We start from the raw sequence: 25,880 nt of genomic DNA on the forward strand, positions 1-25,880 counted from the left end.
GTGAGTCTTTAAATAGACTCACGTTCAACTAATTGACAAGGTACATGTACGGTATTTCTATGGTTTCGCTCTTGAATAATATGCAACGTTGCTTCTTTACCTAATTCATAATGAGGGAGTTGTACCGTCGTTAATGGTGGATAAAACAACTCTCCTGTACCAATCATATTATCGTATCCCAAAACAGCTACTTGCTCTGGAATACGTAACCCCATAGAAAGTAAAACTTGGTAAGCTAAAAATGCAATACGGTCATTACCACAAATGAGAATATCGAAGTCAGCTTTTTGATGAACACAATGCTTTTTCAATATTTCAATCACATCACGATAGTGTTCATCTCCAAACATCATCGTATATTGTTGTAGATCTGCCAATGGCAATCCAGCCTCTTGCCAAGCATCTTCAACGGCTTTACGACGAATAGGACCTGCAACAGATTCTTCAGGTATATAAAAGCACAAAGGGCGGCGATACCCTTTCTCGATAACTTTTTTCATCGCAAAATACTGCCCATGATAGTCATCGGGAATATAAGTTGGAAAAGCGTGCGTTTTATCCAAGCAGTTTGCTAACACTAAATTCTTATCAAGCAGCTTTTCATGTACGGTGATTTCACGCAACCCCATCGTGGTATAAATAATACCATCTGGGCGTTGAGCCAAAAGTTGCCAAATGGCATTTTCATAACAATCTTGTGCAGTCAAATTAACAACAAATGAACTCCAACCAAATTCTCTGGCGGTTTGTTCTATCGATAAAATCATTTCCACAGAAAATGGTGTCGTTGCAGTATCAATTGCCAGAACACCAATTGAGGATACCTTTGTTCCTTGACCACGAATTTTTCGTGCAGAATAATCTGGAACATAGTTAAGTTGATCAATCGCATTTTGGACTTGTTTCAGTGTTTCTGGTTTTAATAACTCAGGGTTATTAATCGCTCTTGAGACTGTCATCAAAGAAACGGATGCAAGTCGAGCTACATCTTTCAGTGACGCCATAGTATTGGCTCGGTTGGTTTATTAAAAAGGGTCAATAGAAATAAAGTGCTATTTTACAAGAAGTAAAGTCAAAAAGCCACAAAGGGAATTGTATTGTAACCAAATTAGACTATTAATTACTTCATGGAAAAACACCTAAATATATTATTTTTTTTACTTATTAGATGAGTTTAATATAGTTAAAATCACTTACGAGAAAAAACTTAGTTACAATTAATAATAGTTATCTCATCCTTTCATTATAGAAATAAATTATTCTTATCTATAAAATACAAATATTGAAACAAAACAAAGTTCTGATATTTTATCTATAATATAATGCAAAAGTATTAATCATTTTTAATTTGATATATTCTGAATATGGCTCCGTTGCGTGAATGTTACCCTACACAAAAAACTTATAAATTAGTCAAATTTCGTTACTCACTCACTTTTAGTGTAAGAGAAGAGTAAAACCAGGAGCAACATATGGAATCAATAATCCACTTAATCACTTTTGAAGATGACAGTACAAAAGTTCAACTTAAAGCCGTTCTTTCTTCTTTAGCGGCTAATGTGAAAACCTATTCAAATGAACAGGCTTTCTTGAAATACTATTTTTCATCAACAAAAGGAGCACATAAAGAGTGCATCATAATTAATACAAAAAGTAGTGCAGCACCATCAATTGCACTGATTAAAGAACTCAACAAATTGAGAAACATCATTCCTGTTATTATTATTTCTGGGGATAGTTCCATTGAGAGTTGTCGTAGCGCATTTAAATCAGGAGCTTTTGAATATTTAACTCGTCCTCTAAATGTGAATGAGCTTCTTAATATTGTCTCGGAATCTTTCTTACATTATGAAAGTGAAGTTGAGCAATTCCGAACATATATATCTCTAAAAGATAAATTTGGTAAGTTATCTAATAGAGAAAAAGAGGTTATGGAGATGATCCTTGAAGGAAATACGAGCAAAGAAGCAGCAGAAAAGCTTTCGTTATCGCCTCGTACAGTTGAAGTTCATCGTTCAAATATGTATACGAAATTGAAAATAAGATCACTACCACAATTAGTTCAAGAGTATGATTTCTTTAAGAAATATGACTTAAGAGCAAACTAATTTACAATGTGATTTCTATTTATCAATGGGTTGTATTATCTTGCCATATAACGATATGACCTGTTTAATTTTCATTAATATTTATTAATGAAAAGAAGCTGTACTTCTAAAAACATTCTATTTTGGATGAATTACACCTAATATGGGAATAATTAATACGCTAGACACCATTCTACGATAGAAAGGGCGGCAACTTATTTTGATGCCCCCTTTCATTTGGGTTCGTTTAATTTCAATTTAAAACACTTGTATATATTATTTTCATAATCGCTATTATTAATAACTATTATGATTGTTTTTTATTAATAATAGCAATATAAGAGTAGATGAAGCCCTTCATTTGATATAAATCATTTTTCACTTATTATAAAGATGATTATTCTCATTTCTAATTTCTCATTTTCTTTATTCTTATTTCACGAAGAAAATTATTAATGAGTAAAAAATAATACAAAAGAAATCCCCGTCTCTTTTTTTATGCCCATTTAAAGACTATTTATGCGTTTTGATTTTCGATTTAAACAAAAAATTCCTTATAAGAAAATTCTAATAGAAGTGTTTTAATTACGATTATTTAAACAGTAAAATAAGAAATAATAATAATTATTTCCTTTTATACTCCCTTTTACTTAAGAAATTTATTCTCTTTATAGTTTAATTAATGTAATACATCATTTACCATTTCTACTTAATAACACTCTAATAAAGAGCATCATTAAATGATCAGAACATGTAAGTATAATTTACTAGCTTCAAATAGGTATTAACACCTAGAAAAACAAATGATTATTAATGATTGATTTACAGTCTTAATAAGAGCAAAACACGGAGGAATTAATCTGCATAAAAAAACATAAGTTAAACTTATACGTTTATTCTTATTTTCACTTTGACCAAATGCCCTTATGCTATAACCTCCTAACTCGCTTTTTACAAAGAAAAATGAACGCTCAAGATAAAAACCGCCGCCCAATAAAAGCAAGACAAACAAACTGGGCCACAAAGTGCAGCCGCTACTTACAACAAAAAGGGGCAACGCCTAACGGTATTTCCGTGTTTAGTGTCGTATTTGCATTACTGGCAGGCTTCTCACTCTTTTGTGCCCTCTTTTATACATCTGGATTATTACGCTCAATTTTACTGATCCTTGGCGCTATCATGATCCAAGGTCGCCTCATTTGTAATTTACTCGATGGTATGGTTGCCGTAGAAGGAGGCATGAAAAGCCCTGTAGGGGCTGTCTATAATGAATTACCAGACAGAATTGCCGATACTTTAATTATTTTGGGTGTCGGCTATGGGCTATCTTCTGACTTTTCTATGGCCATTACCTTGGGCTGGGTGGGTGCTTTTTTTGCAGTAATGACCGCTTATGTTCGTGTATTAGGTGGTGCTTGTGGGCTAGATCAACAATTTACAGGTCCCATGGCAAAACAACACCGAATGGCATTATTAACCTCTGTTGCTGTTGTTGCTGCATTTATTCCCAATCTTTGGGGAATATGGCTCTTTTTTATTTCATTATGGATTATTATTTTAGGTTCAATGCTGACCACAATTTTCAGAACCCGTCGAATTTTACGGGATTTAGCACAAGGTGTCTGATTAATGAAAAATGGAAAACTTGCTTTAGATGCAAAAGTGGTATCATCCGTCTTAGTCTCTATTTGTCGATTCTTAACAGGTATTCGCGCTAAACAAACCTCCCCTATTGCAAAAGATATACCTTGTATTTATTACGCTAACCATTCAAGTCATCTTGATGGCTTAGTTATTTGGTCTTGTCTTGCACCCAATATTCGCCCTTATGTTCATCCCGTTGCCGCTGAAGATTATTGGAACAAAAACCGCTTACGCCGTTATTTATCTCGTCGTATCTTTAGAGCCATTCTTATTCCTCGTCATGCTGCCAAAATGAATTTTCCACCAGAGGAAAATTCTTGCGAAGAGAGCGTAGAACAACCTGCGAATGACGCTGCATCATCAACACCAAATAAAGCCAATGCACTTGCTCTGATGCAAAATATTTTAGACCAAGGGGATTCTTTAATTATTTTTCCTGAGGGTACTCGAGGCAACGGCGAATCTATTCAAGATTTTAAAGCGGGTCTTTGGCATCTCTCTCGTAAAAATCCGGATGTGCAATTAGTCCCTATTTATCTGGAAAACTTAAATAGAGTTCTTCCTAAAGGCTCTCGCTTAGTTGTTCCTGTTATTTGCAGTGCAATTTTTGGCGCCCCTATTGGAGCCACTCATGAAAATGAAAGTAAACAAGAGTTTCTGGTAAGAGCAAAAAGTGCGTTAGAGGAGCTACACAATGGAACGTATTAATAACGAAGTTATCTGGATCTTTATCGGGCTCTTCTCTTTCTTAATTATCGCCAGCATTATTGGTGCTATTTTAGCGGCAGTAAAAGGTCCTACATCCACTATTACGAATCTTAATTCAAGGATCAACGCGTGGTGGGTAATGTGTATTATTGCAGGTGTTGCCATAGGGATTGGAGCAATAGGTTCTGTTGTCCTCTTTACTATTATCTCATGGCTTGCATTACGCGAGCTGATTACCTTAACACCCACACATCGTGGTGATCATGAAGCGCTATTCTGGTGTTTCTTCGTTATATTGCCTATCCAATACATTCTTGTTGGTGTGCAATGGTACAACTTAATGGCGGTATTTATTCCAGTTTACGCCTTCTTATTAATACCAACTCGTATGGCACTTTCAGGTGATACTCACCACTTCTTAGAACGTATGGCAAAAGTGCAATGGAGCGTGATGATAGCAATTTATTGCCTAAGTTACGCACCCGCACTTTTAATGTTGCCAATTGAAGGTTTCGAAGGTCGTAATATCAATTTACTGCTATTCCTAATGATTGTGGTGCAAGTTTCTGATGTTCTTCAATATGTGTTTGGTAAATTATTTGGCAAACATCCTATCGTGCCTAAATTAAGTCCAAATAAAACAGTGGAAGGTTTTTTTGGTGGCATTATCTCCGCCAGCCTTATTGGCATGATGTTGTGGTGGGCAACACCTTTCTCATGGTGGGCCGCATTTTTACTCTCTTTAGTCATTACATTGGCGGGTTTTGCGGGTGGTTTATGTATGTCTGCAATCAAAAGAGACAGCGGCGTAAAAGATTTTGGTACGATGATCGAAGGTCATGGTGGCATGATGGATAGAATGGATTCCCTCTGCTTTGCAGCACCTATTTTCTTCCATGTTATTCGCTATTTTTACGTTTAATTTTACGCTGTTTAATCAAAAGTAAACTGACCTATATAGATTAAAAAATAGATTAAAATATAGACTAACATGCCGATATTAAAACTATCGGCATGTTTATACACCCTATTTTTCTTATACCAATTTAATATCATAAATTGACTATCATTATATAAATTAAACATTTGTTTTAATTTTGGATTAAAAATCAATATTTTATCTTTTATATATAAATCAAATGATTAAATAAAACCATTACGAGTAAAGAGGTCTGATTTCTCTACTTTTTTATTTATAGTGATAGCCTAAAAGACCGCTATCTTTTACCCTAACGCCCCTTTTCATTTTAGATCCTTTACAATTATGATCACTTGGCTACTTCTTGCTTTTTCTTTGTTATTTTTGGGTTTCAATCGCACTCTTGCATTTATTACACTGATATTTACAACACTTAGCGCATTTATAACCGGTGTTATTACATGGCATACCTTGCCTGTTATTTTTAGTATTCTCTTACTAGCATTCGCCTATTCTCGCTATAAAACACAGCCTCTACTTAGAGCAATTATCATTCTCGCACTTGTCATTATCGCCAGTGGATTAACTTTTCACCTTATTCCTGGTTTTAACAATTTACGTTACCTTTCACATGCCATTATAGGGATGAAAAGCGCCCCTTTTTCTTTTTATTTAAATGCTGATAAAGCATTATTACCCTTTATTTTTCTGATCTTTATTCCTACGCTTTTTGTCTGCGCTCCATTAAAAAAAGCAAATAAATTACAGTGGACAATGCTCATTATTGCTATTCCTGCATTGTTATTGATCGCTGTAAAACTAGGGGGATTAGCAATTGAATTGCATTTACCATCATGGTTACCTGCCTTTATTCTTGCGAACCTCTTTTTTGTATCACTTGCTGAAGAAGCATTATTTAGAGGTGTCATTCAGCAAACATTATCACGCTATCTACCTCCTTATGTTGCTCTACTAATAGCAGCTATTATCTTTGGTTTAGCACATTTCGCAGGGGGAATATTGCTCGTTGTTTTTGCTTCACTCGCGGGAATTATTTATGGGTTAGCTTGGATGTGGAGTGGTCGGCTCTGGGTTTCAACACTATTTCACTTTGCACTTAATCTGACTCATCTGCTCTTTTTTACTTACCCATTTAAAATAGCCTAATCGATTTTTTTTCTTATCTTATCGAAGGATTTTTTATCCTGATTTTCACCACCTTTTACTGACATCTTATCTTCATCAGTAAAAGGATGAGTGAAACGTGAAAGCAATCACACAAATAGAATACAGATATTCTTATTTGCGCCCATCATCCGATGAAATTTTTGTTAGTATGCTTTGTCGCTTATCTATAAATAATCAAAACTTCATACGGCAAACAACAATAAGCCGAAAATAATAACATCCATTAACACGATAAGAAGTTGTCTTACTTCGCGGTATAGACCTCAGGAAAAATAGGTAAGCTTTGCTCTGTTTGCTTTGTTTTCTTTTTTTAGTTCAGCATTATCTGCTGAGAATTTGCCTCTTTCGCCATCAGGACAAAAATATGTTAGACCAAGAAATGATCCGCACTTTTATACAAGTCGCCGACTGCCAAAGTTTTACCAAAGCAGCCGATATGCTTCATAAAACATCAGCCGCAATTAGTTACCGTATAAAAACATTAGAAGAAAATATCGGCACCCAACTTTTTAATCGCACCACAAGAACCGTGACACTCACGCCAGCGGGCGAATATCTCTTAGAAAAATGTCGTCAATGGATTGTATGGCTAGAATCAATGCCTGTAGAACTTCAACAAATGAACGCGGGTGTCGAGCATCAGGTCAATATTGTCATTAATAATCTGCTTTATGATCGCACTGCGGTTGCCAGTATGCTGGCTTGTCTTCATCAACGTTTTCCGTCTACCCAATTTCATATTACTCGCCAAGTCTATATGGGCGTTTGGGATGCGCTTATTAATGAAGATTACCATTTTGCTATCGGTGTTACGGGTAATGAATCCCTTAAGAATAATATTAACATTTGTGCGATGGGCGAAATTCAATGGCAATTTGTTGTCGCGCCTAATCATCCTTTAGCCAATATCAGTGGTGTATTAAGTGATGATCAAATGCGTATGTATTCTGCTGTAAACGTCGAAGATACGTCTCGCCATCTTTCTAAACGCACTGCATGGCGCTTATCGGGTCAGCACGAGATCCGTGTACCTGATTTACACACCAAATTAGCCTGTCACTTAAAAGGCGTAGGAATAGGATTTTTGCCATTAAGTTTATGCAAACCCCTGATTGATAGCGGGCAGTTAATTGCGAAAGAAGTGAAAAATCGCCGTCATAACTCTCCCCTTTCATTAGCATGGTGTGAAGATAAAAAAGGCGCGGTAGTCAGTTATTTAGTGGAGTTGTTTAAGCAAAATCATCCGAGTGTGCAATCGTTTTACGCTCCTTTAAATTAAAAAGGCAAACCGAAGTTTGCCCTTTTACTGTGTATTCAGTGACTATCTGAATAGCGTACTACGCTTTTGCTTCTTCATTATTGTTGTTGCTTTCTTTAATAAAGAGGCTTGCCACAATACCGATACAAATCAGAATAGCCGCAAAGTAGAAACCGGAGTCCATGCTACCTGTTTTGTCTGATAAGAAACCGGTTAATGTTGGGGCAAAAACAGAACCCAGCATACCGATACAGTTATAGACACCAAACGATGTACCTAGTGCATGTCGCGGTGAGTTATCAGCAACCACAGCAACAAGTACTGGGTTTGTACTGATTTTACCAACAATACCGTAAAGGATCAGCGCGCCAATTAACACAGGCATTGATTCTGACATTGGCACAGCAAGAATAGCGACTAATGACAGCGGTAACATGATCAGTAATACAGGTTTACGACGACCAATTTTATCTGAAACCCAGCTAAAAATAAGTGAACCAGGAATAGCAAACCACGGCATTAATGAGGCGATAGTTGAAATTTGTGTCCCAGTAATTCCACGCTCAGTTTCTAAGTAGTACGGTAACCAAGTGACTAATACAAAGAAGCCATAGATTGAACAGAAGATGGTGACATACGCAAGGTTGATATTACGATTACCAAATAAATCTTTAAATGTCAGTTTAACTTTCTGTTTGGGTGCGCCATTTTCTGCCGCAGGTTGTGCTTTTGGCTTATCTTTGATGATCCATAACATAACCAAACCAATGATAATAATTGGTACACCAATGATATAGAACGGCGCGCGCCAGCTCATTCCCATCTCACCAACAGAAATACTTGAGATGTAGTAGCCAATCGATAAACCAAATGCCATACCACTATTGATAATCGCACTACCTAATGTAATACGATGTTTTGGTATCGCTTCTGAGGATAAACCATACTGAGGACCATAATAGAAACCTTGGAATATCCCCACCATGACCCATGCAAACATAAAGGTCACGTAAGTTGGCATCATACCCGCAATAATGGTGAATCCACCAAAGAGAACAACACCTGTTACTAATACTTTTTTCTTACCTAAATAGTCACCAATCATGCCTGATGGAATATTTAGTGCAGTATATCCGATAAAGAAAATACTCATGATGGAGCCAAGTTGAGCTTTGGATAGATCAAACTCAGCACCAATATTTACCATTAAAGGACCAACAATAGCACGGCTACCATACAGCGCAATCCAACCAAAGAAGAAGATAATGGTCAGTTTGACCCAATAAGGGACTTTGCCTTTCTCATTGACTTGTGCATCGTTCATAATGACGCTCCTGAAAGCATTTTTATTAAGACTTATAAATTAAAGTGCCAGACTGACCTTCAATAACTTGTTGAATATTCTGTAATGCACCAATATGAGCTTGTTGCCCGGTTGCATTAACAAAATCACTCACTGCCATAATTTTTGGTCCCATTGCGCCATCAGCGACAGCCATTGGTGCAAGTTCTTCTGGTGTTGCTTCACGAATTGCAGCTTGTTCTGGTGTACCCCAATTTTTATAAATAGCATCCGCCTCTGTTAAAATAACAAAGTGCTCTGCATTTAATTCACGAGAAATTAAAGCCGCAGTTAAATCTTTATCAATAACAGCTTCACTACCAATAAACTCATTATTTGAATTGTTGACAGGAATACCGCCACCGCCACCACAAATAACAATATGACCTTTATCTAATAAAAGTCTTACTGCCTCGATATCAATAATCTTTTTCGGTGTTGGTGATGGCACTACACGACGATAATGTTTACCATCTTGTTTAAATGTCCATTGATACTTCGCAATTAACTCTGCTTTATCAGCTTCATCATAAATAGGGCCGATAAATTTACTAGGATCGTTAAATGCTTCATCATTAATATCAACTGAAACTCGAGTCATTACCGTTGTAATAGCTTGTTCAGGATGATTTTGATTAATTTTCTGCATCATCATATAGCCAATCATACCTTGGCTTTCTGCGACTAAAATATCCAATGGATATGCAGGAACATCTTGATATGCAAGGTTTTGCAGTGCAAGCAATCCAACTTGAGGCCCATTACCATGTACTAATACAACACGATACTCTTTAGCTAATTTATTAATTGTCTCTGACATCAATTCAATATTTTTATATTGATTTTCAGCAGACAAAACTTCTCCGCGTTGCAATAATGCATTTCCGCCTAAAGCAATAACAATTGTTTTCATAATTATCCGTATCCGAATGTTTATATAAATTCTTTTATTAAAAAAATTTAATCAATATTTTGTTGTTGTTTTTTAACTTGGTAACCAATCCATAATCCCAGTAAGGTATCCGCGCCGGAATGATGACCAATAGAGAGTATTTCCAACATATCCTTAAAAATAATCTCTTTATTCTTTATTTTTTTACCTAGTTGAATGAGATAGGTAGAAAATATTCCCTGTGTGGCATATTCCAAATAATGCTTACTGACAATGGTGGTCAATTCAGATAAAGGCGGTGTGTTATTAAAAAAATTATTAAGTTTATTTTCTGGCTCCGCTAAATAATGTGCAAATAACATACCCACCAGCATATCATCTGAACTTGGCGTTAATCCGGGGCCTTTCCCTGTAAAAATAGCCCAGTTAACAGCATTGCCTAATAGCTGATTATGAAACAGCTTAGTTAATAACTTTATTTCACTAAGTTGCGCGATTTGACGGTAATTTTTCAAAGAGCCGTATAACCCCGTTGCAATCGAGGGAGATAACAGAGAAAAAAAACTTTCTAACCAACGCAAATCTAAATTCGCTTTATCCTGTAAACGCAAATTCTCATTTTGACCTGCGATCAATATGAGCTTATTTGCGAGCGTTGCTTGATGATTTTTAATATCCATCACAATCGAGGGATGGCACTGTTTTGCAAAATAATCAAAATCATCTTGTTTCAGTAACCATCCCATCGGGCTTAATCCTTTTCCTTCACGATGAAAAGTCATTAAGCGTTGCTGAGGACAAATGAAATTCAAAGCATGGTCATAAATGCCCACACATTTAATCTCACCTTCAAAATCAGTGATATGCTGGCTGGTTTGAAGTGCTTGAATTTGCATAATGCCCCCTTTATTGCTGTGCTTTGCCGTTAGAAAACGAGATTAAGCGTCGATACCTAGCTCTTCAGCAAGTGCAACAATCGCTTTTTCAAAGCAACCTAAAGGCGCTCGTACAGTACCCGCACCAATCTGACCAACACCCGGCTCTTTATGCGCAATACCAGTGTTAATCAGCGGGGTGATACCCGTTTCAACCACACGGCGAGCATCTAAACCTAAACACGCACCTTGGAAATCCCAAGTTGGAATTTGCAACATCATGTTACGAGCAAGATAGATCTCTGCCATTTCTTCAGTCACTTCACGCGCCGCATCCATACCACCAGATGCACCTACAAAGCGTGTTACACCAGGAGCCGCAACCATTGCTGCGCCACCAATACCGAATGTTTCAGTGATTGCACTGTCACCGATATCTGGGTTTGCATCTGCTTGGCTAAAGCCAGAGAAGAACAGACCTTGCGGTGTATTTACTGGAGCAGTGAACCATTGGTCACCCATTCCGCTGATTTTAATACCAAAGTTACTACCATTACGTGTCATTACAGTGACGATAGTACCTTGCTTGATTTGAGCGCCCGCATCCATCGCGGCTTTACAATAAGCCATGGCTAAGTTCAGGAAGAATTGGTCTGTAATGCTCAGGAATTTAGTCACTTTGGTGATTTCAGCTTCTTCAAAATCTAAAGTGCCTAGTACTGGTGCAAGCTGGCGCAATAACAGCGCAGATGCAGCGATATTACGTTGGTGGAATTCATCACCCATCGTAATGGCTTGCCCCATAATTGCCGTCAGATCGATACCGTTTTCAAACGTTGCAATCGCTGCTTTTAATACTGGTGCTAAGCTATTTTGCATCCAATGTAAACGTTCTTGCACATCAGGACCGTAAGCACCAAAGCGCATTACTTTACCGATACCTTCGTTCATGTTGCAGTAAGCGTAGTTACCATGAATGTGGTTTTTGATAACCAGCATTGGCATATGCGCAGAAGTAATGCCGCCCATTGGGCCTACTGCATTCACGTTATGGCAAGGAATAAACTCAATTTCACCCGCTTCTAACATTGCCAATGCTTGTTCTTCAGTTTCTGCCCAGCCTTCAAATAAAGAAGCACCGATACATGCACCGCGAACAGGGCCACTCATTTCACCCCAAGTTACTGGTGGACCCGCGTGAAGTAATTTTTTACCTGTCTCTAAAGTAGGAACAACTTCTTTTGCTAAGCTAACATCACACCAGTGAGGACGGGCTTCACGGATACGTTCGATAACTGCTTCATTCGCTTGTTCGATAGTTGAGTACATATCTGCAATTCCTTATTTCAATTTCTTTAATATTTCAGCCAGTTTTTTATTGCCACCTGCGACAGGCGCCCACTGATAATGAACAACAGGGGTGCCACTTGATTGCAGATCGTCTGCAAAGCTACGTAATCCTGCGTTGATCACAGAGATCCCGTTAAGCAGTGGCGACACTTCAGCATGTGCTTCTGCTGGATGTGGCTGGATTAATTCTTTGGCTAATAAAACGGCTTCTGGCAACGTATCCATCACAATAATGCCCGCTTCTTTTAGCTGTTTTTGCTGTTCGCTACGGTTTTGTGGATCGTCTTCAGTACCAGTGATAGTTGCGATAGTGATCAGTGGATTTGCTTCGCCACGTTTCTCATTCAGTTTTTTGATTTCCTGAATTAACGCGCCAGCTGGATCTTGAGTTGCGCCATAACCAATAACAAAATCAACCAGTAACACGCCCGCTTCGGTTTTATTGCTTAACTCACTGATAAATTTGTTACGTGTAGATGGGTCAATCATTGGGTGTGGTTTACCCTGTGTATAGAAGTCATCACCCATATCGATAATTTTGTGACCATCAGCATCTAGCATCGTGCCTTGTTTATGCTCGTTATCGACTTCAACATTGAGTTTTTCAGATAACAACATGGCGCACTCAGCGGCTAACGTACCACCCGCATAAAGACCAATGATTTTCTTACCCGCTACTTTTGGTAATTCCGCGGCAATATCTTCAACACGAGCTAATTCAGCCGCGATACGTGCAGTTTCATCTAAAGTACGAGTGAAATAGATATTGTCGTCTTGGAATTTCTCAGGGGTTGTTCCTAAGAATTGAGCCACAATCGGTTTATTATGGCGTTTCATCTCAGCAATGATTTTTTGACGAACTGCTGGTGCTGGTGGCTTAGAAACAAAAGCAATCACTCTAGTATTAGGATCAGCAGCCAGCATATTGATAGCAGTTATTGCACTGATACCACCAATTTGCTCTGTTAGATCACGACCACCTAAACCGATAGAGTGAGAAATACCTTGGCGTTGTAAAACAATTTGTGAGGTGATTTCTTGAATACCCGTACCTGATGCACCCACAATACCTATTGAACCTTTAGGCGCAATATTTGCGAAAGCAAGAGGAGCACCAGCAATATTTGCCGTACCACAGTCAGGTCCCATCACAATCAGACCTTTGGCGGCTGCTTTTTCTTTTAATGCTTTTTCATCTGCGATAGAAACGTTGTCAGAGAACAACATAACGTTACAGCCATCTTCTAAACCGGTATCAGCTAATTCAGCCGCATATTCACCCGCAATAGAGATAAGTAACATATTGGCATTCGTACTTTTTTGTTTCGCGGTACGCCAGCTACGCACTGTCGTTAATTTGTTGCCACCTTTTTGACCACTGGCTATCTCTGCCAGTGCTTCTTCCAATGCCGTAGAAATCATATCGATAATGGAAGGATCGTCTGATTCCGCTTTAATCGAAACACAAATGTCATTTGGTGTTGCTTCGTTAAACATGTCATGCCAGAAACCGGTGACATCGAGAAGAGATTTATTCGCTGGTGTTCCCATCATGACGGAAATTTCTTCCACCTCTGGGGCTTCACTTAATTTTCGGGAAATAATCATCAGGCTTACTGAATCCTGAAAGCTCCCTTTTTTAATAAAAGCATGGATCATTATGATATCCTTAACGCATTTAATATATGTAACAGCACATATCTATTTGCATTTCGTTTTTTTGATAATAAGAAGCCTATTTGCTTAAGTTATTAAGCAATATAAATAAATGTTTGATTTATTAATTTCTAATCTCTGCATATAAACATACTGAAGAAATATCGAAATGTAGAGTGACAGAAGTCACACTTATTTATTGTAAAAAATTTTTATTTAATCGAACGATATTTATTAAATAAATTATGATGAGAAAAGTTTATTAATTTAAGAATAAAGCCTAAAACTTCAGAGAAGGATTTAACGAACAAGAAACAACCACAAGGATATAAACTTCAAATAAAACAAAGACAATCAACTGTTAAGTTACAATTTTATAACATACCGCAATAAATGATTATTATCAACAAATAAAAAAAGGCTATTTTTCTTTGTTAAATTTTTAAATTATCTTTTATTTTTAATTGCATTTAATTTTATAAAAAACAAAAAAAAGCCTTGTATTTAATAAGGCTTTTAAAATAGAAAGAATATTTAATATATGACTTAAGTTACTACTTAATAGCTTCAACTTTAATTTTTAATATCATATTATCAACCATCCCTTCTTTAACTAAAAAGTCTACGTCCCAATCCAAACGTTTAATGGTTGTTTAAAAATTCCCCCACAAACAGGTGCATTAAATAACTAAGGGCTGACGACGAGAACACGTCAAGGATAAGCTACAATTTTCATTGTTAAACTTGGAGCATCTAGCGGTTATGCTCTTACTCGTAAAGCTGGATCAAGACCTTCACTAATTACAGCAACAGGACACGAGAGTTTAATGGTGTCAGTTAGGTGGTTTTGTGCTGGACAAATAACGTATCAGTTATTCAGCTATTGTTAATAACATTATAATCACATAGGTTAATAAAATTAAAACGACCTAAAATAATAACATAATCCTTTATAACATTATGAATTTAATATTATAAATGTGATACGAGATAAATTTACATACCATAATTATATTTTATTTCCACCTATCATTGAATTTAGTTTTTATTATTAACATTTAGTTATAATAAAAATAATTACAAAAACAACAATAAAAACATAAAGATAAATAATTACCCCGTATTTTAATAACATTAAGTTACATAAAATTTCTTATTTTAAAATTAAGTTAATAAATAATTTTATTTTTATGACACTAATCAATGAATATTTAATAATATGTTAATAAAATTGCCTTCAATAAAAATACTTATTAGCTTTACTTTTTACTTCCGATTATTTATTTAACCTGCAACCTAATGGAATAACCTGATGAATAAATTAACTCCATTACGACCTATACCGACATTAATCGCCGTTTCTATTACTCTTATTATCTGGTTTCTTATCCCCGTACCACAAGGGGTTGATCCCAATGCTTGGCATTTATTAGCGCTCTTTGTCGGCACTATTGCCGCCATTATTGGTAAAGCACTTCCTATCGGTGCTGTTTCTATTATTGCTATCGCATTAGTCGCTGTTACAGGTGTCACTAATCCTCATTCAACTAAAGCCGCTATTGGTGACGCATTAAGTGGATTTTCCAATGATCTTATCTGGTTAATTGGTATTTCCATTATGGTATCCATGAGTCTAAATAAAACAGGGCTAGGTGCTAGAATTGGTTATTATTTTATTTCCCTTTTTGGAAAAAGAACCATTGGAATAGCCTATTCATTAGCAATTGCCGAAACAATATTAGCCCCTGTAACACCAAGTAATACCGCTCGTGGTGGTGGGATCATTCACCCAATTATGCGATCAATTTCAGATAGTTTTAACTCTAAGGCGGAAGATGGTACAAGTGGTAAAATAGGCCGTTACCTCTCTTTAGTGAACTACAATATAAATCCAATTACTTCTGCCATGTTTATTACGGCAACAGCGCCTAATCCGCTAATTGTCAGTTTAATTATTAGTGAAACAGATCCTACACATGAGCTTAGTTGGTCTATGTGGGCAATTGCGGCTTTTGTGCCAGCTATCGTTTCATTAATTTTAATGCCTATTGTTATCTATCTACTTTATAAGCCTGAAATAACTAGTACGCCAAATGCCCCTCATTTTGCCAAAGAGCGTTTAGCGCAATTAGGTCCTATTTCATTACCTGAAAAAATAACACTTGCCGTCTTCGCTCTATTATTAATTATGTGGGCGGGTGTCCCAGCATTATTATTTGGTGATGGATTTAGTATTAATGCAACAACAGCAGCCTTTATTGGTTTATCCATTTTATTATGTACAGGCGTTTTGAATTGGGATGATATTTTAAAAAACAAAGGTGCATGGGATACCGTAGTTTGGTTCTCAGCCTTAGTCATGATGGCATCCTTCTTAGGAAAATTAGGATTAATTAAGTGGCTATCACTCAGTGTCGGCGCAAGTATTGATAGTATGGGGATCAGCTGGGTTAGTGGCATGGTGTTATTGGTGCTGATTTATGTTTATTCTCACTATTTCTTTGCCAGTACTACAGCCCATATTACCGCAATGTTTGCAGCATTCTATGCCGCTGGTTTAGCCCTTGGCGCACCACCAATGTTATTAGGTCTTATTTTGGCATTCTCATCTTCATTAATGATGTCATTAACGCATTATGGTACAGGTACTGCGCCAATTATTTTCGGTTCAGGCTATGCCACATTGGGTGAATGGTGGAAAACAGGATTTGTGATGAGTGTAGTTAACCTCATTATTTGGATCACGCTCGGTAGTGTATGGTGGAAAGTGTTGGGATATTGGTAGAGCTTTAGTTCTTTAATTTTAATAGCAAAAGAGCAAGGTTTCCCTTGCTCTGATTTAATATCGGAGTGACTTATTTTACATTTCAGATTTAAATTCTAACTTTAAATTCTGGTCTTGAATAATAAATATGTTTAAAACAATATGATTAATTTGAAAACCACTTCTTATTAACCTTAGTCAGCGACATTCTTATCTGGCATATAAGAGCCAATATTATAGGCTTCTAATTTTGGCGCTTTATCAGAATTAAGATCAAAATTAAATATCGTTATTGTGCCCGGTGTCGCGGGTAATAAAAACTCAGGAGACAGATTTAAAAACACTTTGCAGGCGGCACGAATAACACCACTATGCACAACCGCTAATAAATCACTGTCTTCTTTATGTACCCACCCTTGTAATGCCTCACCAATACGATCACAAAAATCAAACCAATTTTCACCTTTAGGTGGCGTATAAGTTCCTGCTCGCCAATTTTTGTATTTATCCGCATGGTGTCTTATGAGTTCTGGTTTTCGCTGTCCTGTCCATTCCCCCATATTTAACTCGCGCAATAACGGCTCTTTAACAGCTTCGGGGTGACCGACGATTTCTGCGGTTTGTACTGTTCGCCCTAAATCTGACGTAATAATCCTAGCGGGTGATAACAATCTAATACTCTCTTTTATCGCCATTGCTTGATTAATGCCTTTTGGTGATAAACAAGAATTAGCATGTCCTTGTAAGCGTGATTCCATATTCCATAAGGTTTCACCGTGTCTTAATAAAATTAGTCTCATTATTATTCCTTAATTTAATGGCTTAAAGACCATATCCAAGAATTTGGAACCAAGTGAATATCGCAATAGAAATTACCGATGCACCAACAAAACAGGTAATTAATCCATATTTCATTTGATCTAACACACTAAAGTAACCACTTGAAAAATAGATAGTATTTACTTTTGAATGTGGCGGTAATGTAATGGTATATGTGAGTGTAAATGACGCGGCTAATGCTAATGTTACTGGGTCCATGCCTAATGTTTTGGCAAGTGCAATAATGGCTGGAATGAGTATGGTCGTTTTCACGGTTTTACTCGTAAAAATTAAATGGCTATACATACAGATAAAAACAACCACAATATAAACCATCGTCGTACTCATATTTTCGAGTCCGAGCCCATAAACCATTTTACCAATTAACCATTGCGCACCTTGTGTGGATTCTAAAGTATTACCTGCCGCATAAGCGCCCGCTGCAAATATCATAAGATCCCATTTGATATTGGCTTCATTCCACGTTAATAAGCCAATACGAGGCATCAGGCAAAGAATGGCAGCAATAACAGCGGTCATATAAACGCTAATTTTGAAACCAAACATATCTTGGTGATAACTTTCGGTTGCCCATAAGAACACTGCCATTAAAAAAATATACATGGCTTTTTTCTCATTCTTAGTTAATGCACCAAGTTGAGAACGTTCTTTTTTTAATTTCTCTAGCGAACCTTCAAAATCCACTTCCCCTTTAAAAGAGAATAATTTTAATCCAATAAAAAAGGAGATAGTCATACCAACAATAGCTAATGGGAAAGAGGCAATTAACCAATCCATATAACCAATAGAACCACCGGCTTGTGAATTGATAAATCCAACGGCAATAATATTAGCTGCAGTTCCCGTCATTACACCGGATGTTGCCAAAGCATCAGCTTGCACGCCTTGCAACATCATTAGTTTCCCGTAATTACTTTTTCCAGGAATGGCCTTATGTATCTCTAATAAGATCATACAAATAGGCACCATTAATGTCGCACGAGCAGTCGTTGAAGGAACAAAGAAAACTAAGCTGAAGTTAATTAATATCAGGACAAATAACGCTTTTTTGGGTGTTTGCCCAAATTTGGTGATCATCCATAGAGCAAAGCGTCTGGCAATATTCGATTTGATCATGGCGGACGTTAAAACAAATGCTGAAACCATCAGCCAAATAACGTCATAACCTAATGTACCGAAAACCACTTTCTCTTTTGCGACAGTTCCCGTTATTGGAAGTAAAACAATAACGAGCATTGAGGTTAAATAAATGGGTAAAGATCCACACACCCATAAAATTAACGCCGCACAAAAAATAGCAATGGCTTTTTGCCCTTCAATACTTAATCCATCTGGTGTTGGCATAAAAAATAAAACGAGTAATACCAATAAAGCTAAAGGTATTCCTATTGTTTTTAAGGTTATCTTCTTACCGTTTTGTTTTGGTGATGATGGCGCTGGTTTAGCGATATCATCTCGCTTCGCAGTCTTTTCCATAACCGATTCCTCTTAATATGTAGGGTAGGAAGTTCAGTATAGAAATATTGAGGTATAAAGATAATTGTATTAATATATTATAACTATAAAAATAATTTATGGTGTTGAGATGAATTTAAGCCAACTTGATGCTTTTTTACTACTTGCCAACGGTTTTAATGTTACTGAAACCGCAGAACGCCTATTCTGTACTCAACCCAGTGTGAGTATTAGGATTAAGAAACTAGAAGAAGAATTGCAAACGGTATTGTTTGAAAGGATCAATAATCGGCTTTATTTAACACCTCAGGGTAAGGTTTATCAGCAGTACGCAACCCAAATTATTAATTTAGTAAAATCCTCTTCTGAGCATATGCGACAATTTGATGATCCCTCTAAAGGTGAAATTAAGTTTGGTGCTAGCCATTTTGTTGGCGTTTACCTATTACCTCAAATTATGGCGCAGTTTAGAGCGCTGTATCCCGATGTGAAATTAAGCATGGATATTTCAAGCTCCACACAACTTATCCATAAACTTGATACCCAAGAATTAGAGTTTTTGATCATGTCAGATCATATCTATTTAGATCCGACGGAATATCATCTTGATACCTTTCTTATCGATCCCTTAGTGCTTATTTGTTCACCTGAACATTGGCTGGCAAAAAAGAAACATTGCAGATTTTCTGATATTGCCTCAGAAGTTTTTCTGATCAAACCCGAGCACTCTGCTACCCGTGATTTTTTATTAGATAGGATCCAAGAAAATAATAAAGAACTCAAAAATGTGATGGAAATAAATAGTTTAGAAGGAATAAAACAGGGTGTTATTCACGGTTTAGGGATCTCAATTTTATCCCGTTTGTCTATTATGCAAGAATTAAAATCAGGTCTTTTATGTGAAGTTGCATTTGATGATATCCAATTTAGCCGAGGTATTCGTTACTTTCATCATAAAGAAAAGTATATCTCTCCAGCCACTAAGAATTTTTTATCTGTTTTACAATCTCAAGCTCAAATTTTAACGAAAGATATCAATAAATAAATTTATTAGTTAAATTCTTAGCTCTATTATTTTAAGGATATCGGCGTATCAATATTCTTATTCAATCGTTATCATACTCATGTTTATCTCTTTCTATTGGCTATTGTTTAAAAGGATTTTATGCGTAGAACACTCTCATCTTATCACCCTATTCTTTATACTTTGAGAGTGGCACAACGTCGTTTATTTCGCTCTCTTAGTTGGCGATTTTCAAGTCGAACATACAGCCGAAACGTTCAACCAGAACAACGACTTTCATACCGTTATCTAAAACACACTTCTAAATTAATTAGTCGCCGTGGCGAAAGTGATATCCAATTACAATACAATAAAATAACGAATCTCAAGTTAGTTGAAAAAGCATTAGATGGTATCGTGATTAAATCGGGAGAGTATTTCTCTTTTTGCTATTTAATCGGTAAACCTAGCTATAAAAGAGGTTTTATTGATGGCATGCAGCTCTCCTATGGTGAAGCAAGAAAAGGTGTAGGCGGTGGAATTTGTCAGGCCAGTAATTTAATACATTGGTTAGCACTACATTCTGAATTAAAAGTGGTCGAGAAAGCTAATCATAGTTTTGATCCCTTTCCTGATGAAGGGAGAGTACTTCCTTTTGGCTCAGGAGCCGCTATTTTTTATAATTATGTAGATTTAGTCTTATATAATCCAACACCTTATGATTACCAAATTAGATTACATGTCGCTGAACATCAGTTAGAAGGCGAACTCCTTTGTAGTGAAGCAAGAGAATATCGTTATCATATTTATGAGAAATCTTCTTCTTTTATCAAAAAAGGAGATCATGTGTATCGTTGTAATGAAATTTGGCGAGATATTTACACTAAAAACAATGTGGGTGCTTTTCCTGAATTAATTAAATCAGAATTATTGTATGAAAATCGTGTTGTCATAAAATATGATATTCCAGATGAACAACTAAGTTAATTCACTTAGATATATTATTATTACTCAATTAAAATATTAATTTATTATTCTAAATTTATCTTCTTATTCTGAATAAATAACAACTTTCCTCTTAAAATTAAGAACACCTTAAATTGGAGTATTCTTTTTACATTAAGATCATTGAGTTATCAAATAGAAACCTTATCTATTTATTATGGTCAAATAATGGTGATTATGTTTCTATTTAATAGGTCATATAATGATGATAAAAATTGATTATCCACAAAAATTAGAAGTTGGTGATATCGTATTTACGTGTATTGGTACCTCTTTATTTCGTCAAATTTCTTCCGCTTCTTTATGCTGGAGTAATCATGTTGGCATTATTATTGGTCATAATGGCGAAGATTATTTAGTTGCCGAAAGTCGAGTTCCACTTTCAACCACAACCACATTAACCCGCTTTATTAACCGCTCTGCGGGTAAACGTTATGCAATACGCCGCCTATCAACACAACTCTCTGATGAGCAAAAAAATGCACTTGTTGCTCAAGTTCCTGAAAGATTAAATAAGCTTTACCACACGGGTTTTAAATACGACTCTTCCCGTCAGTTCTGCTCTAAGTTTGTTTTTGATATTTATAAATCAGCACTCTCTATTCGTATTGGTGAAATAGAAACATTCCAAGAATTATTAAGCAAAAATCCTAATGCCAAATTACAGTTTTGGAAATTATGGTTTATTGGGCAAATACCGTGGGAAAGAACCACTGTCACGCCTGCAAGTTTATGGCAACATCCACATCTCTCTTTAGTTTATCAAAGCCATGAAAATATTAATTCAGTGTGTTAGCGTCATAAAAAAGGAAACCATAGCTTTTACAATACAGTTTATTTATAAAAATCCGAATAAAGATCAAACCCTCTCTTTGTAATAGAGAGGGTTTTGGTGTAAAACTAAAAAACAATATTTTGTAAATATAGCTTAATTATTATTCATCTATTATTCGTCATTTAGGGATCACTATGAAATACCAAGATGTTACGAAATCACCCTGTGAGAATGCTTATTTTTTAGTTTTTAACCTCATCCACTCACCTGAAAACCGCGATACTTTGATCGATTTTTGTAATAATTTTTCGGGTTTGATACGTAGTATGAGAACACGCTTTCCTGAATTGGAAACAAGTTGTGTTATGGGATTCGGTGCAAATGCATGGACTGCGTTATTTCCTAATCAACCAAAACCCAAAGAGCTAAATACCTTTAAAGAAATTAAAGGTGACACTTACACTGCGGTTTCTACTCCGGGCGATATTTTTTTCCATATTCGAGCTATCAAAGTTTCAGCATGTTACGAATTAGCCTCTATCATCAGCCAAAAGCTAAAGAATATTGTTACGCCTGTTGATGAAGTTCATGGGTTTAGATATTTTGATGGGCGTTCTATTATTGGTTTTGTCGATGGAACTGAAAACCCAGAATATGAAGATGAGCGTGCTTCTTATGCCGTTATTGGCGATGAAGATCCTGAATTTACAGGAGGTAGTTACGCCTTTGTACAAAAATATATTCACGATATGGATGCATGGGAAAAACAGCCTCTTATCGAACAAGAGAAAGTTATTGGTAGACACAAATTCAATGATGTGGAGTTAACCGATGAAGAAAAAGAACCCGGTTCACATAATGTTGTCACCAATATTCAAGATGAGAATGGCGAAGATTTAAAAATTGTCAGAGCCAATATGCCTTTTTCCAATCCATCTAAAAATGAATATGGTACTTACTTTATTGGTTATGCACGTTATTTTTCAACAACTAACCGTATGTTAGAAAATATGTTTGCAGGCACACCTGAAGGCCATACAGATAAATTACTTAAATTCAGTACCCCTGTAACGGGCACATTATTCTTTGTTCCATCACCTGAATTTCTCGATGATCTAGCGTAATTTATTACAAGTAGATATATAGGCTTGTTACTTATATATCTACTTTTTATTATTGGTTTTTCTCTAAATCAATTATAAACCGAAAACATTAACGTAAAATTCTTTGCCATCATCTGTGCTTTCAATGGTATAAGTGATCGGAATTGAATTTTTACCGCCTTTACCTTCAAAAGAGAGTTCAGCTGCGCATGAGTAAGTATCTCTTTTCTCATCATGTTCACGAGTACGCACGCTTTCTACTTTGATCTTAATTTGATCAATCACGGCCGCCATTTTTTGATCACGTAATTCATCTTTTGTAATATCAATCACTAAATTTTTGGCTTCAGAGCTATTACAGTTAGGTGTTGCATCACTACATCCCACTAAAGGTAATGCTAATGCGCCTAATAAGGCTAATTTTAGAATTCTAGTTTTCATGTTGATTATTTCTTCCTTGCTCACAAGATAAAATAAATTTTTCAATATTTTACCTAATAATTATCTCGCAACAATATAGTGAGTTAATAGTCAGAATAAGATAACGATAGAAATTAATATTTTGGCGTTAAGATAATCATTAAGTAAAACCTACAAACTTTAACGCCAATATTAATGTGCCTCGATTTCTTGTTTATTAATCACACCAATAATATCAACACGAATATTTCGTGTATCCGCTCTTCCTTTATCGTCTACTGCACGAATACGGTAGCGACCACTCTCTTTCGGATACCACTCTATTGAACGTTGATTTGTACTATTTCCTAAATAAGCATCATCAACAAACCAATAAATAATATTGCTATCATTATCTGTTGTTGCATTAAATACAATTGATGTGTTTGGTGATGAAGTACGTCTTAACGTATAAGTGGTATTGCGTAATGGTGATAATATACGAGGCGGCATTCCTGTAATTGCCATATCTCCATTTTTACAATGAGCAGTAGAAGGCGGTGTTCGCTTTGGCAGCCCAGCTTGAGCAAATACTTTAGCTAAATCAGAAGGCCAATATTCAAAAATTTCAATCTTAACCTGATCTTCATTATAGGGCGGACAAACAACGTCTCCCGTCACTTTATCAATTGCTAGAGGTCGATAAATTGTATCAACTTTAATGGGTGATTTACCGGGAATAAACCATGTTTTACCTTTACGTTGACACCATGGCGTAGGTAAATTACCACTCGCCAAACAAATATCGACTTGTTTAATATTTTCAGGAAGCTTAAATCTAGGCTCTTTTAAATTCGGATAATCTGCAACCATATTATCTATGATGTTAAAAAATAGAGGTGCGGCTGCTTCAGCTCCGATTAATGCACTATTCCCTTTTCCATCAAAATTACCTATCCAAACAACTAAAACATAAGGTCCAAAGATCCCACTACTCCATGCATCTCGAAATCCCCACGATGTTCCAGTTTTCCAATAAATGGGTAATGTCATCGATTTTTGTGCCAATGTATCATCAGGTCTTCGATGTTGGCTTAGCATATCCAGTGTAATAAAACTCGCTTCCTCACTTAATAACTGAATAGGTCTAGCAATAGCATCCGTACTTTGCATTCTTAACGGTTTCAGTTGACCTCGATTGGCTAATATTGCATAGAGTTTTGCTAATTCTTGTACTGTAATTTCACCGCCCCCTAACACTAGTGATAGACCGTAATGCCTTTCACTCGCCATATTGCTGATACCTGACATTTGTAGAAACTGGTAAAGCGTTGGACTTTTCAGTTGAGAGGCTATCGACACGGCAGGGATATTTCGGCTGTAATTTAACGCTTGAGTGGCAGAAATCGGCCCTAAAAAGCGTAAATCAAAGTTTTCTGGTGCATAGTTACCAAAAGTAGAAGGTACATCTTTTAACATTGTTCGAGGATGTAAAATGCCTTGTTCTAGCCCTAATGCATAGATAAAAGGCTTTAATGTTGATCCCGGTGAACGCTTCGCATTAGTACCATTAACCTGCCCATGAATATCAACATTATAATAATCAGCCGAACCAACTAGCGCTTTAACGCCCATATCTCGTGTATCAACAAGGATCACCGAAGCATTTTTAACACCAAGGTGTTTATTTCGTTCAATAAATGCATCAACTTGTTTTTCAACTAATTTTTGTAATGGGAGATCAATCGTTGTGACTATAGTGGTGGACTTTCTTGGATTAAACTTTTCCTGTTTTTCAATTTGCTCGATGAAATGAGGTGCTATATAGGGCATTTTTTCAGGCTGGCGTAGTCGCAGTGGTAATTGAAATAGTGCAGATAAATCGGCATCGTTAGGATGTTCTTCCAACCAATAATCGTAAAGCTGGTTACGCGTTTTCATTAAAGAAAAGCTAATACCATCACTATTTGGTTCGATTCGATAACTTGGTGATTGAGGTAATACGGCAAGTGTTAACGCTTCAGGTAATGTTAATTCTTTAGGATTTTTATTAAAGTAAATCAGGCTTGCAGCACCAATGCTTTCTATATTTCGCCCATAAGGGGCGTAGTTGAAATAAGCTTCTAAAATATCATGTTTTGAATAACTGAGTTCTAATTGAATAGCCCGTAATACCTGAACAAATTTTCCCCCGACAGTACGTGTATTTAATTGCCAGTGCATACGAGCCAGTTGCATTGTAATTGTGGAGCCACCTTGCAATCGCTCACCATAAACATAACTGACAAAAAACCCCCGAATTAAGCTGTAAGGATTAAATCCAACATGATAATAAAACCAGCGATCTTCATATCGCATAGCACTATCTATCATTAAGGGCGAAATATCGTCTAAATCAGTCCATAGCCGATAACGTTCATCGTTAGCCAGTGTTAAACGTAATAAATTTCCATTGCTATCATAATAGGCTGTTGAAGATAAAAAACCTTCTGATAGTGCTGGATGTGGAAACAGGCGAAATCCTATACAAAAGAGGGCGACTAAAAAGCCCCCCATCAATATATTTTGTAAAACTCGCTTGCTTCTCGCCATTCTAAAATAACCAGAAACAAGCGCC

General features: G+C 36.3%; 21 protein-coding genes. 11 read left to right on the forward strand and 10 right to left on the reverse strand.

All coding sequences use genetic code 11. The features are described 5' to 3' along the window. Positions 1 to 8 precede the first annotated feature (8 nt). Positions 9 to 1,004, reverse strand: a complete 996-nt coding sequence (locus QQS39_RS14690) for a LacI family DNA-binding transcriptional regulator (protein ID WP_151435916.1) — start codon at positions 1,002 to 1,004, stop codon at positions 9 to 11. A gap of 468 nt (positions 1,005 to 1,472) precedes the next feature. Between QQS39_RS14690 and QQS39_RS14695 the strand changes: the two genes are divergently transcribed. The 6 genes from QQS39_RS14695 (at position 1,473) to allS (ending at position 7,825) form a co-directional block, all read left to right on the forward strand. Next, positions 1,473 to 2,108: a response regulator transcription factor gene (locus tag QQS39_RS14695; RefSeq protein WP_151435917.1), complete on the forward strand. Its 636-nt coding sequence runs from the start codon at positions 1,473 to 1,475 to the stop codon at positions 2,106 to 2,108. 942 nt (positions 2,109 to 3,050) lie between these two features. Further along, positions 3,051 to 3,713: a CDP-alcohol phosphatidyltransferase family protein gene (locus QQS39_RS14700; RefSeq protein WP_151435918.1), complete on the forward strand. Its 663-nt coding sequence runs from the start codon at positions 3,051 to 3,053 to the stop codon at positions 3,711 to 3,713. Between the two features lie 3 nt (positions 3,714 to 3,716). Then, positions 3,717 to 4,439, forward strand: coding sequence for a lysophospholipid acyltransferase family protein (locus QQS39_RS14705; protein ID WP_285804812.1), 723 nt, complete (start codon positions 3,717 to 3,719; stop codon positions 4,437 to 4,439). After that, positions 4,426 to 5,361 (forward strand): phosphatidate cytidylyltransferase, encoded by a 936-nt coding sequence (locus QQS39_RS14710; protein WP_151435920.1) that lies wholly within the window; start codon positions 4,426 to 4,428, stop codon positions 5,359 to 5,361. The genes QQS39_RS14705 and QQS39_RS14710 overlap by 14 nt, the downstream gene beginning before the upstream one ends. 342 nt (positions 5,362 to 5,703) lie before the next feature. Further along, the gene (locus tag QQS39_RS14715; protein WP_285804813.1) at positions 5,704 to 6,525 is read left to right on the forward strand and encodes a CPBP family intramembrane glutamic endopeptidase; all 822 of its coding nucleotides are present in this window, start codon (positions 5,704 to 5,706) and stop codon (positions 6,523 to 6,525) included. 385 nt (positions 6,526 to 6,910) lie between these two features. Then, on the forward strand, positions 6,911 to 7,825 hold the full coding sequence (gene allS / locus QQS39_RS14720) for an HTH-type transcriptional activator AllS (RefSeq protein ID WP_285804814.1): 915 nt from the start codon (positions 6,911 to 6,913) through the stop codon (positions 7,823 to 7,825). 58 nt (positions 7,826 to 7,883) lie between these two features. Here allS and QQS39_RS14725 read toward each other — a convergent pair whose 3' ends face one another. Genes QQS39_RS14725 through QQS39_RS14745 form a run of 5 tightly spaced genes read right to left on the reverse strand, consistent with a single transcriptional unit; the run spans position 7,884 to position 13,922 of the window. Next, the gene (locus tag QQS39_RS14725) at positions 7,884 to 9,128 is read right to left on the reverse strand and encodes an MFS transporter (protein WP_196533970.1); all 1,245 of its coding nucleotides are present in this window, start codon (positions 9,126 to 9,128) and stop codon (positions 7,884 to 7,886) included. 25 nt (positions 9,129 to 9,153) lie between these two features. Further along, positions 9,154 to 10,059 carry a carbamate kinase gene (locus tag QQS39_RS14730; protein WP_100160113.1) on the reverse strand — a complete coding sequence of 302 codons (906 nt, stop codon included), beginning with the start codon at positions 10,057 to 10,059 and terminating at the stop codon, positions 9,154 to 9,156. Between the two features lie 47 nt (positions 10,060 to 10,106). After that, positions 10,107 to 10,934, reverse strand: coding sequence for an oxamate carbamoyltransferase subunit AllH family protein (locus tag QQS39_RS14735; RefSeq protein ID WP_151435923.1), 828 nt, complete (start codon positions 10,932 to 10,934; stop codon positions 10,107 to 10,109). Positions 10,935 to 10,976: 42 nt separating this feature from the next. Further along, positions 10,977 to 12,242, reverse strand: coding sequence for a YlbE family protein (locus QQS39_RS14740; protein ID WP_151435924.1), 1,266 nt, complete (start codon positions 12,240 to 12,242; stop codon positions 10,977 to 10,979). A gap of 12 nt (positions 12,243 to 12,254) precedes the next feature. Beyond that, on the reverse strand, positions 12,255 to 13,922 hold the full coding sequence (locus QQS39_RS14745; RefSeq protein ID WP_151435925.1) for an acyl-CoA synthetase FdrA: 1,668 nt from the start codon (positions 13,920 to 13,922) through the stop codon (positions 12,255 to 12,257). Between the two features lie 1,309 nt (positions 13,923 to 15,231). On the opposite strand from QQS39_RS14745, the gene QQS39_RS14750 reads away from it, so the two are divergent. Beyond that, complete coding sequence (locus QQS39_RS14750) at positions 15,232 to 16,704, forward strand: anion permease (RefSeq protein WP_151435926.1); 1,473 nt, start codon at positions 15,232 to 15,234, stop codon at positions 16,702 to 16,704. 173 nt (positions 16,705 to 16,877) lie between these two features. On the opposite strand, the gene QQS39_RS14755 is transcribed toward QQS39_RS14750, so the two are convergent. Both QQS39_RS14755 and QQS39_RS14760 read right to left on the reverse strand, forming a co-directional pair. Continuing rightward, positions 16,878 to 17,483 (reverse strand): histidine phosphatase family protein, encoded by a 606-nt coding sequence (locus QQS39_RS14755; protein WP_196735960.1) that lies wholly within the window; start codon positions 17,481 to 17,483, stop codon positions 16,878 to 16,880. A 22-nt stretch (positions 17,484 to 17,505) separates the two neighbouring features. Then, entirely contained in the window at positions 17,506 to 18,999 is a 1,494-nt protein-coding gene (locus tag QQS39_RS14760; RefSeq protein ID WP_151435928.1) for an SLC13 family permease, read from the reverse strand. A 109-nt stretch (positions 19,000 to 19,108) separates the two neighbouring features. On the opposite strand from QQS39_RS14760, the gene QQS39_RS14765 reads away from it, so the two are divergent. The 4 genes from QQS39_RS14765 to QQS39_RS14780 all read left to right on the forward strand — a co-directional run bounded on the left by QQS39_RS14765 (position 19,109) and on the right by QQS39_RS14780 (position 22,885). Next, complete coding sequence (locus QQS39_RS14765; RefSeq protein WP_285804815.1) at positions 19,109 to 20,023, forward strand: LysR family transcriptional regulator; 915 nt, start codon at positions 19,109 to 19,111, stop codon at positions 20,021 to 20,023. A 120-nt stretch (positions 20,024 to 20,143) separates the two neighbouring features. Beyond that, on the forward strand, positions 20,144 to 20,968 hold the full coding sequence (locus QQS39_RS14770; protein WP_285804816.1) for a VanW family protein: 825 nt from the start codon (positions 20,144 to 20,146) through the stop codon (positions 20,966 to 20,968). Positions 20,969 to 21,194: 226 nt separating this feature from the next. Beyond that, a complete protein-coding gene (locus QQS39_RS14775) occupies positions 21,195 to 21,782 on the forward strand; it encodes a YebB family permuted papain-like enzyme (RefSeq protein ID WP_196735988.1) in 588 nt (195 codons plus the stop codon). A 173-nt stretch (positions 21,783 to 21,955) separates the two neighbouring features. Next, positions 21,956 to 22,885 (forward strand): Dyp-type peroxidase, encoded by a 930-nt coding sequence (locus QQS39_RS14780; RefSeq protein ID WP_285804817.1) that lies wholly within the window; start codon positions 21,956 to 21,958, stop codon positions 22,883 to 22,885. Between the two features lie 72 nt (positions 22,886 to 22,957). Here the strand turns inward: QQS39_RS14780 and QQS39_RS14785 are convergent, their stop codons facing one another. After that, positions 22,958 to 23,305 (reverse strand): hypothetical protein, encoded by a 348-nt coding sequence (locus QQS39_RS14785; RefSeq protein WP_151435931.1) that lies wholly within the window; start codon positions 23,303 to 23,305, stop codon positions 22,958 to 22,960. Between the two features lie 171 nt (positions 23,306 to 23,476). Beyond that, entirely contained in the window at positions 23,477 to 25,855 is a 2,379-nt protein-coding gene (gene pbpC / locus QQS39_RS14790) for a penicillin-binding protein 1C (protein ID WP_285804818.1), read from the reverse strand. Between the last annotated feature and the right edge of the window lie 25 nt (positions 25,856 to 25,880).

It is taken from the genome of Proteus appendicitidis (assembly GCF_030271835.1).
Classification (GTDB): domain Bacteria; phylum Pseudomonadota; class Gammaproteobacteria; order Enterobacterales; family Enterobacteriaceae; genus Proteus; species Proteus appendicitidis.

Bases quoted from the DNA above. Each gene is read 5' to 3' on its own strand.
- QQS39_RS14690 (WP_151435916.1), bottom strand. From the start codon at position 1,004: ATGGCGTCACTGAAAGATGTAGCTCGACTTGCATCCGTTTCTTTGATG.
- QQS39_RS14695 (WP_151435917.1), top strand. From the start codon at position 1,473: ATGGAATCAATAATCCACTTAATCACTTTTGAAGATGACAGTACAAAA.
- QQS39_RS14700 (WP_151435918.1), top strand. From the start codon at position 3,051: ATGAACGCTCAAGATAAAAACCGCCGCCCAATAAAAGCAAGACAAACA.
- QQS39_RS14705 (WP_285804812.1), top strand. From the start codon at position 3,717: ATGAAAAATGGAAAACTTGCTTTAGATGCAAAAGTGGTATCATCCGTC.
- QQS39_RS14710 (WP_151435920.1), top strand. From the start codon at position 4,426: ATGGAACGTATTAATAACGAAGTTATCTGGATCTTTATCGGGCTCTTC.
- QQS39_RS14715 (WP_285804813.1), top strand. From the start codon at position 5,704: ATGATCACTTGGCTACTTCTTGCTTTTTCTTTGTTATTTTTGGGTTTC.
- allS (WP_285804814.1), top strand. From the start codon at position 6,911: ATGTTAGACCAAGAAATGATCCGCACTTTTATACAAGTCGCCGACTGC.
- QQS39_RS14725 (WP_196533970.1), bottom strand. From the start codon at position 9,128: ATGAACGATGCACAAGTCAATGAGAAAGGCAAAGTCCCTTATTGGGTC.
- QQS39_RS14730 (WP_100160113.1), bottom strand. From the start codon at position 10,059: ATGAAAACAATTGTTATTGCTTTAGGCGGAAATGCATTATTGCAACGC.
- QQS39_RS14735 (WP_151435923.1), bottom strand. From the start codon at position 10,934: ATGCAAATTCAAGCACTTCAAACCAGCCAGCATATCACTGATTTTGAA.
- QQS39_RS14740 (WP_151435924.1), bottom strand. From the start codon at position 12,242: ATGTACTCAACTATCGAACAAGCGAATGAAGCAGTTATCGAACGTATC.
- QQS39_RS14745 (WP_151435925.1), bottom strand. From the start codon at position 13,922: ATGATCCATGCTTTTATTAAAAAAGGGAGCTTTCAGGATTCAGTAAGC.
- QQS39_RS14750 (WP_151435926.1), top strand. From the start codon at position 15,232: ATGAATAAATTAACTCCATTACGACCTATACCGACATTAATCGCCGTT.
- QQS39_RS14755 (WP_196735960.1), bottom strand. From the start codon at position 17,483: ATGAGACTAATTTTATTAAGACACGGTGAAACCTTATGGAATATGGAA.
- QQS39_RS14760 (WP_151435928.1), bottom strand. From the start codon at position 18,999: ATGGAAAAGACTGCGAAGCGAGATGATATCGCTAAACCAGCGCCATCA.
- QQS39_RS14765 (WP_285804815.1), top strand. From the start codon at position 19,109: ATGAATTTAAGCCAACTTGATGCTTTTTTACTACTTGCCAACGGTTTT.
- QQS39_RS14770 (WP_285804816.1), top strand. From the start codon at position 20,144: ATGCGTAGAACACTCTCATCTTATCACCCTATTCTTTATACTTTGAGA.
- QQS39_RS14780 (WP_285804817.1), top strand. From the start codon at position 21,956: ATGAAATACCAAGATGTTACGAAATCACCCTGTGAGAATGCTTATTTT.
- QQS39_RS14785 (WP_151435931.1), bottom strand. From the start codon at position 23,305: ATGAAAACTAGAATTCTAAAATTAGCCTTATTAGGCGCATTAGCATTA.
- pbpC (WP_285804818.1), bottom strand. From the start codon at position 25,855: ATGGCGAGAAGCAAGCGAGTTTTACAAAATATATTGATGGGGGGCTTT.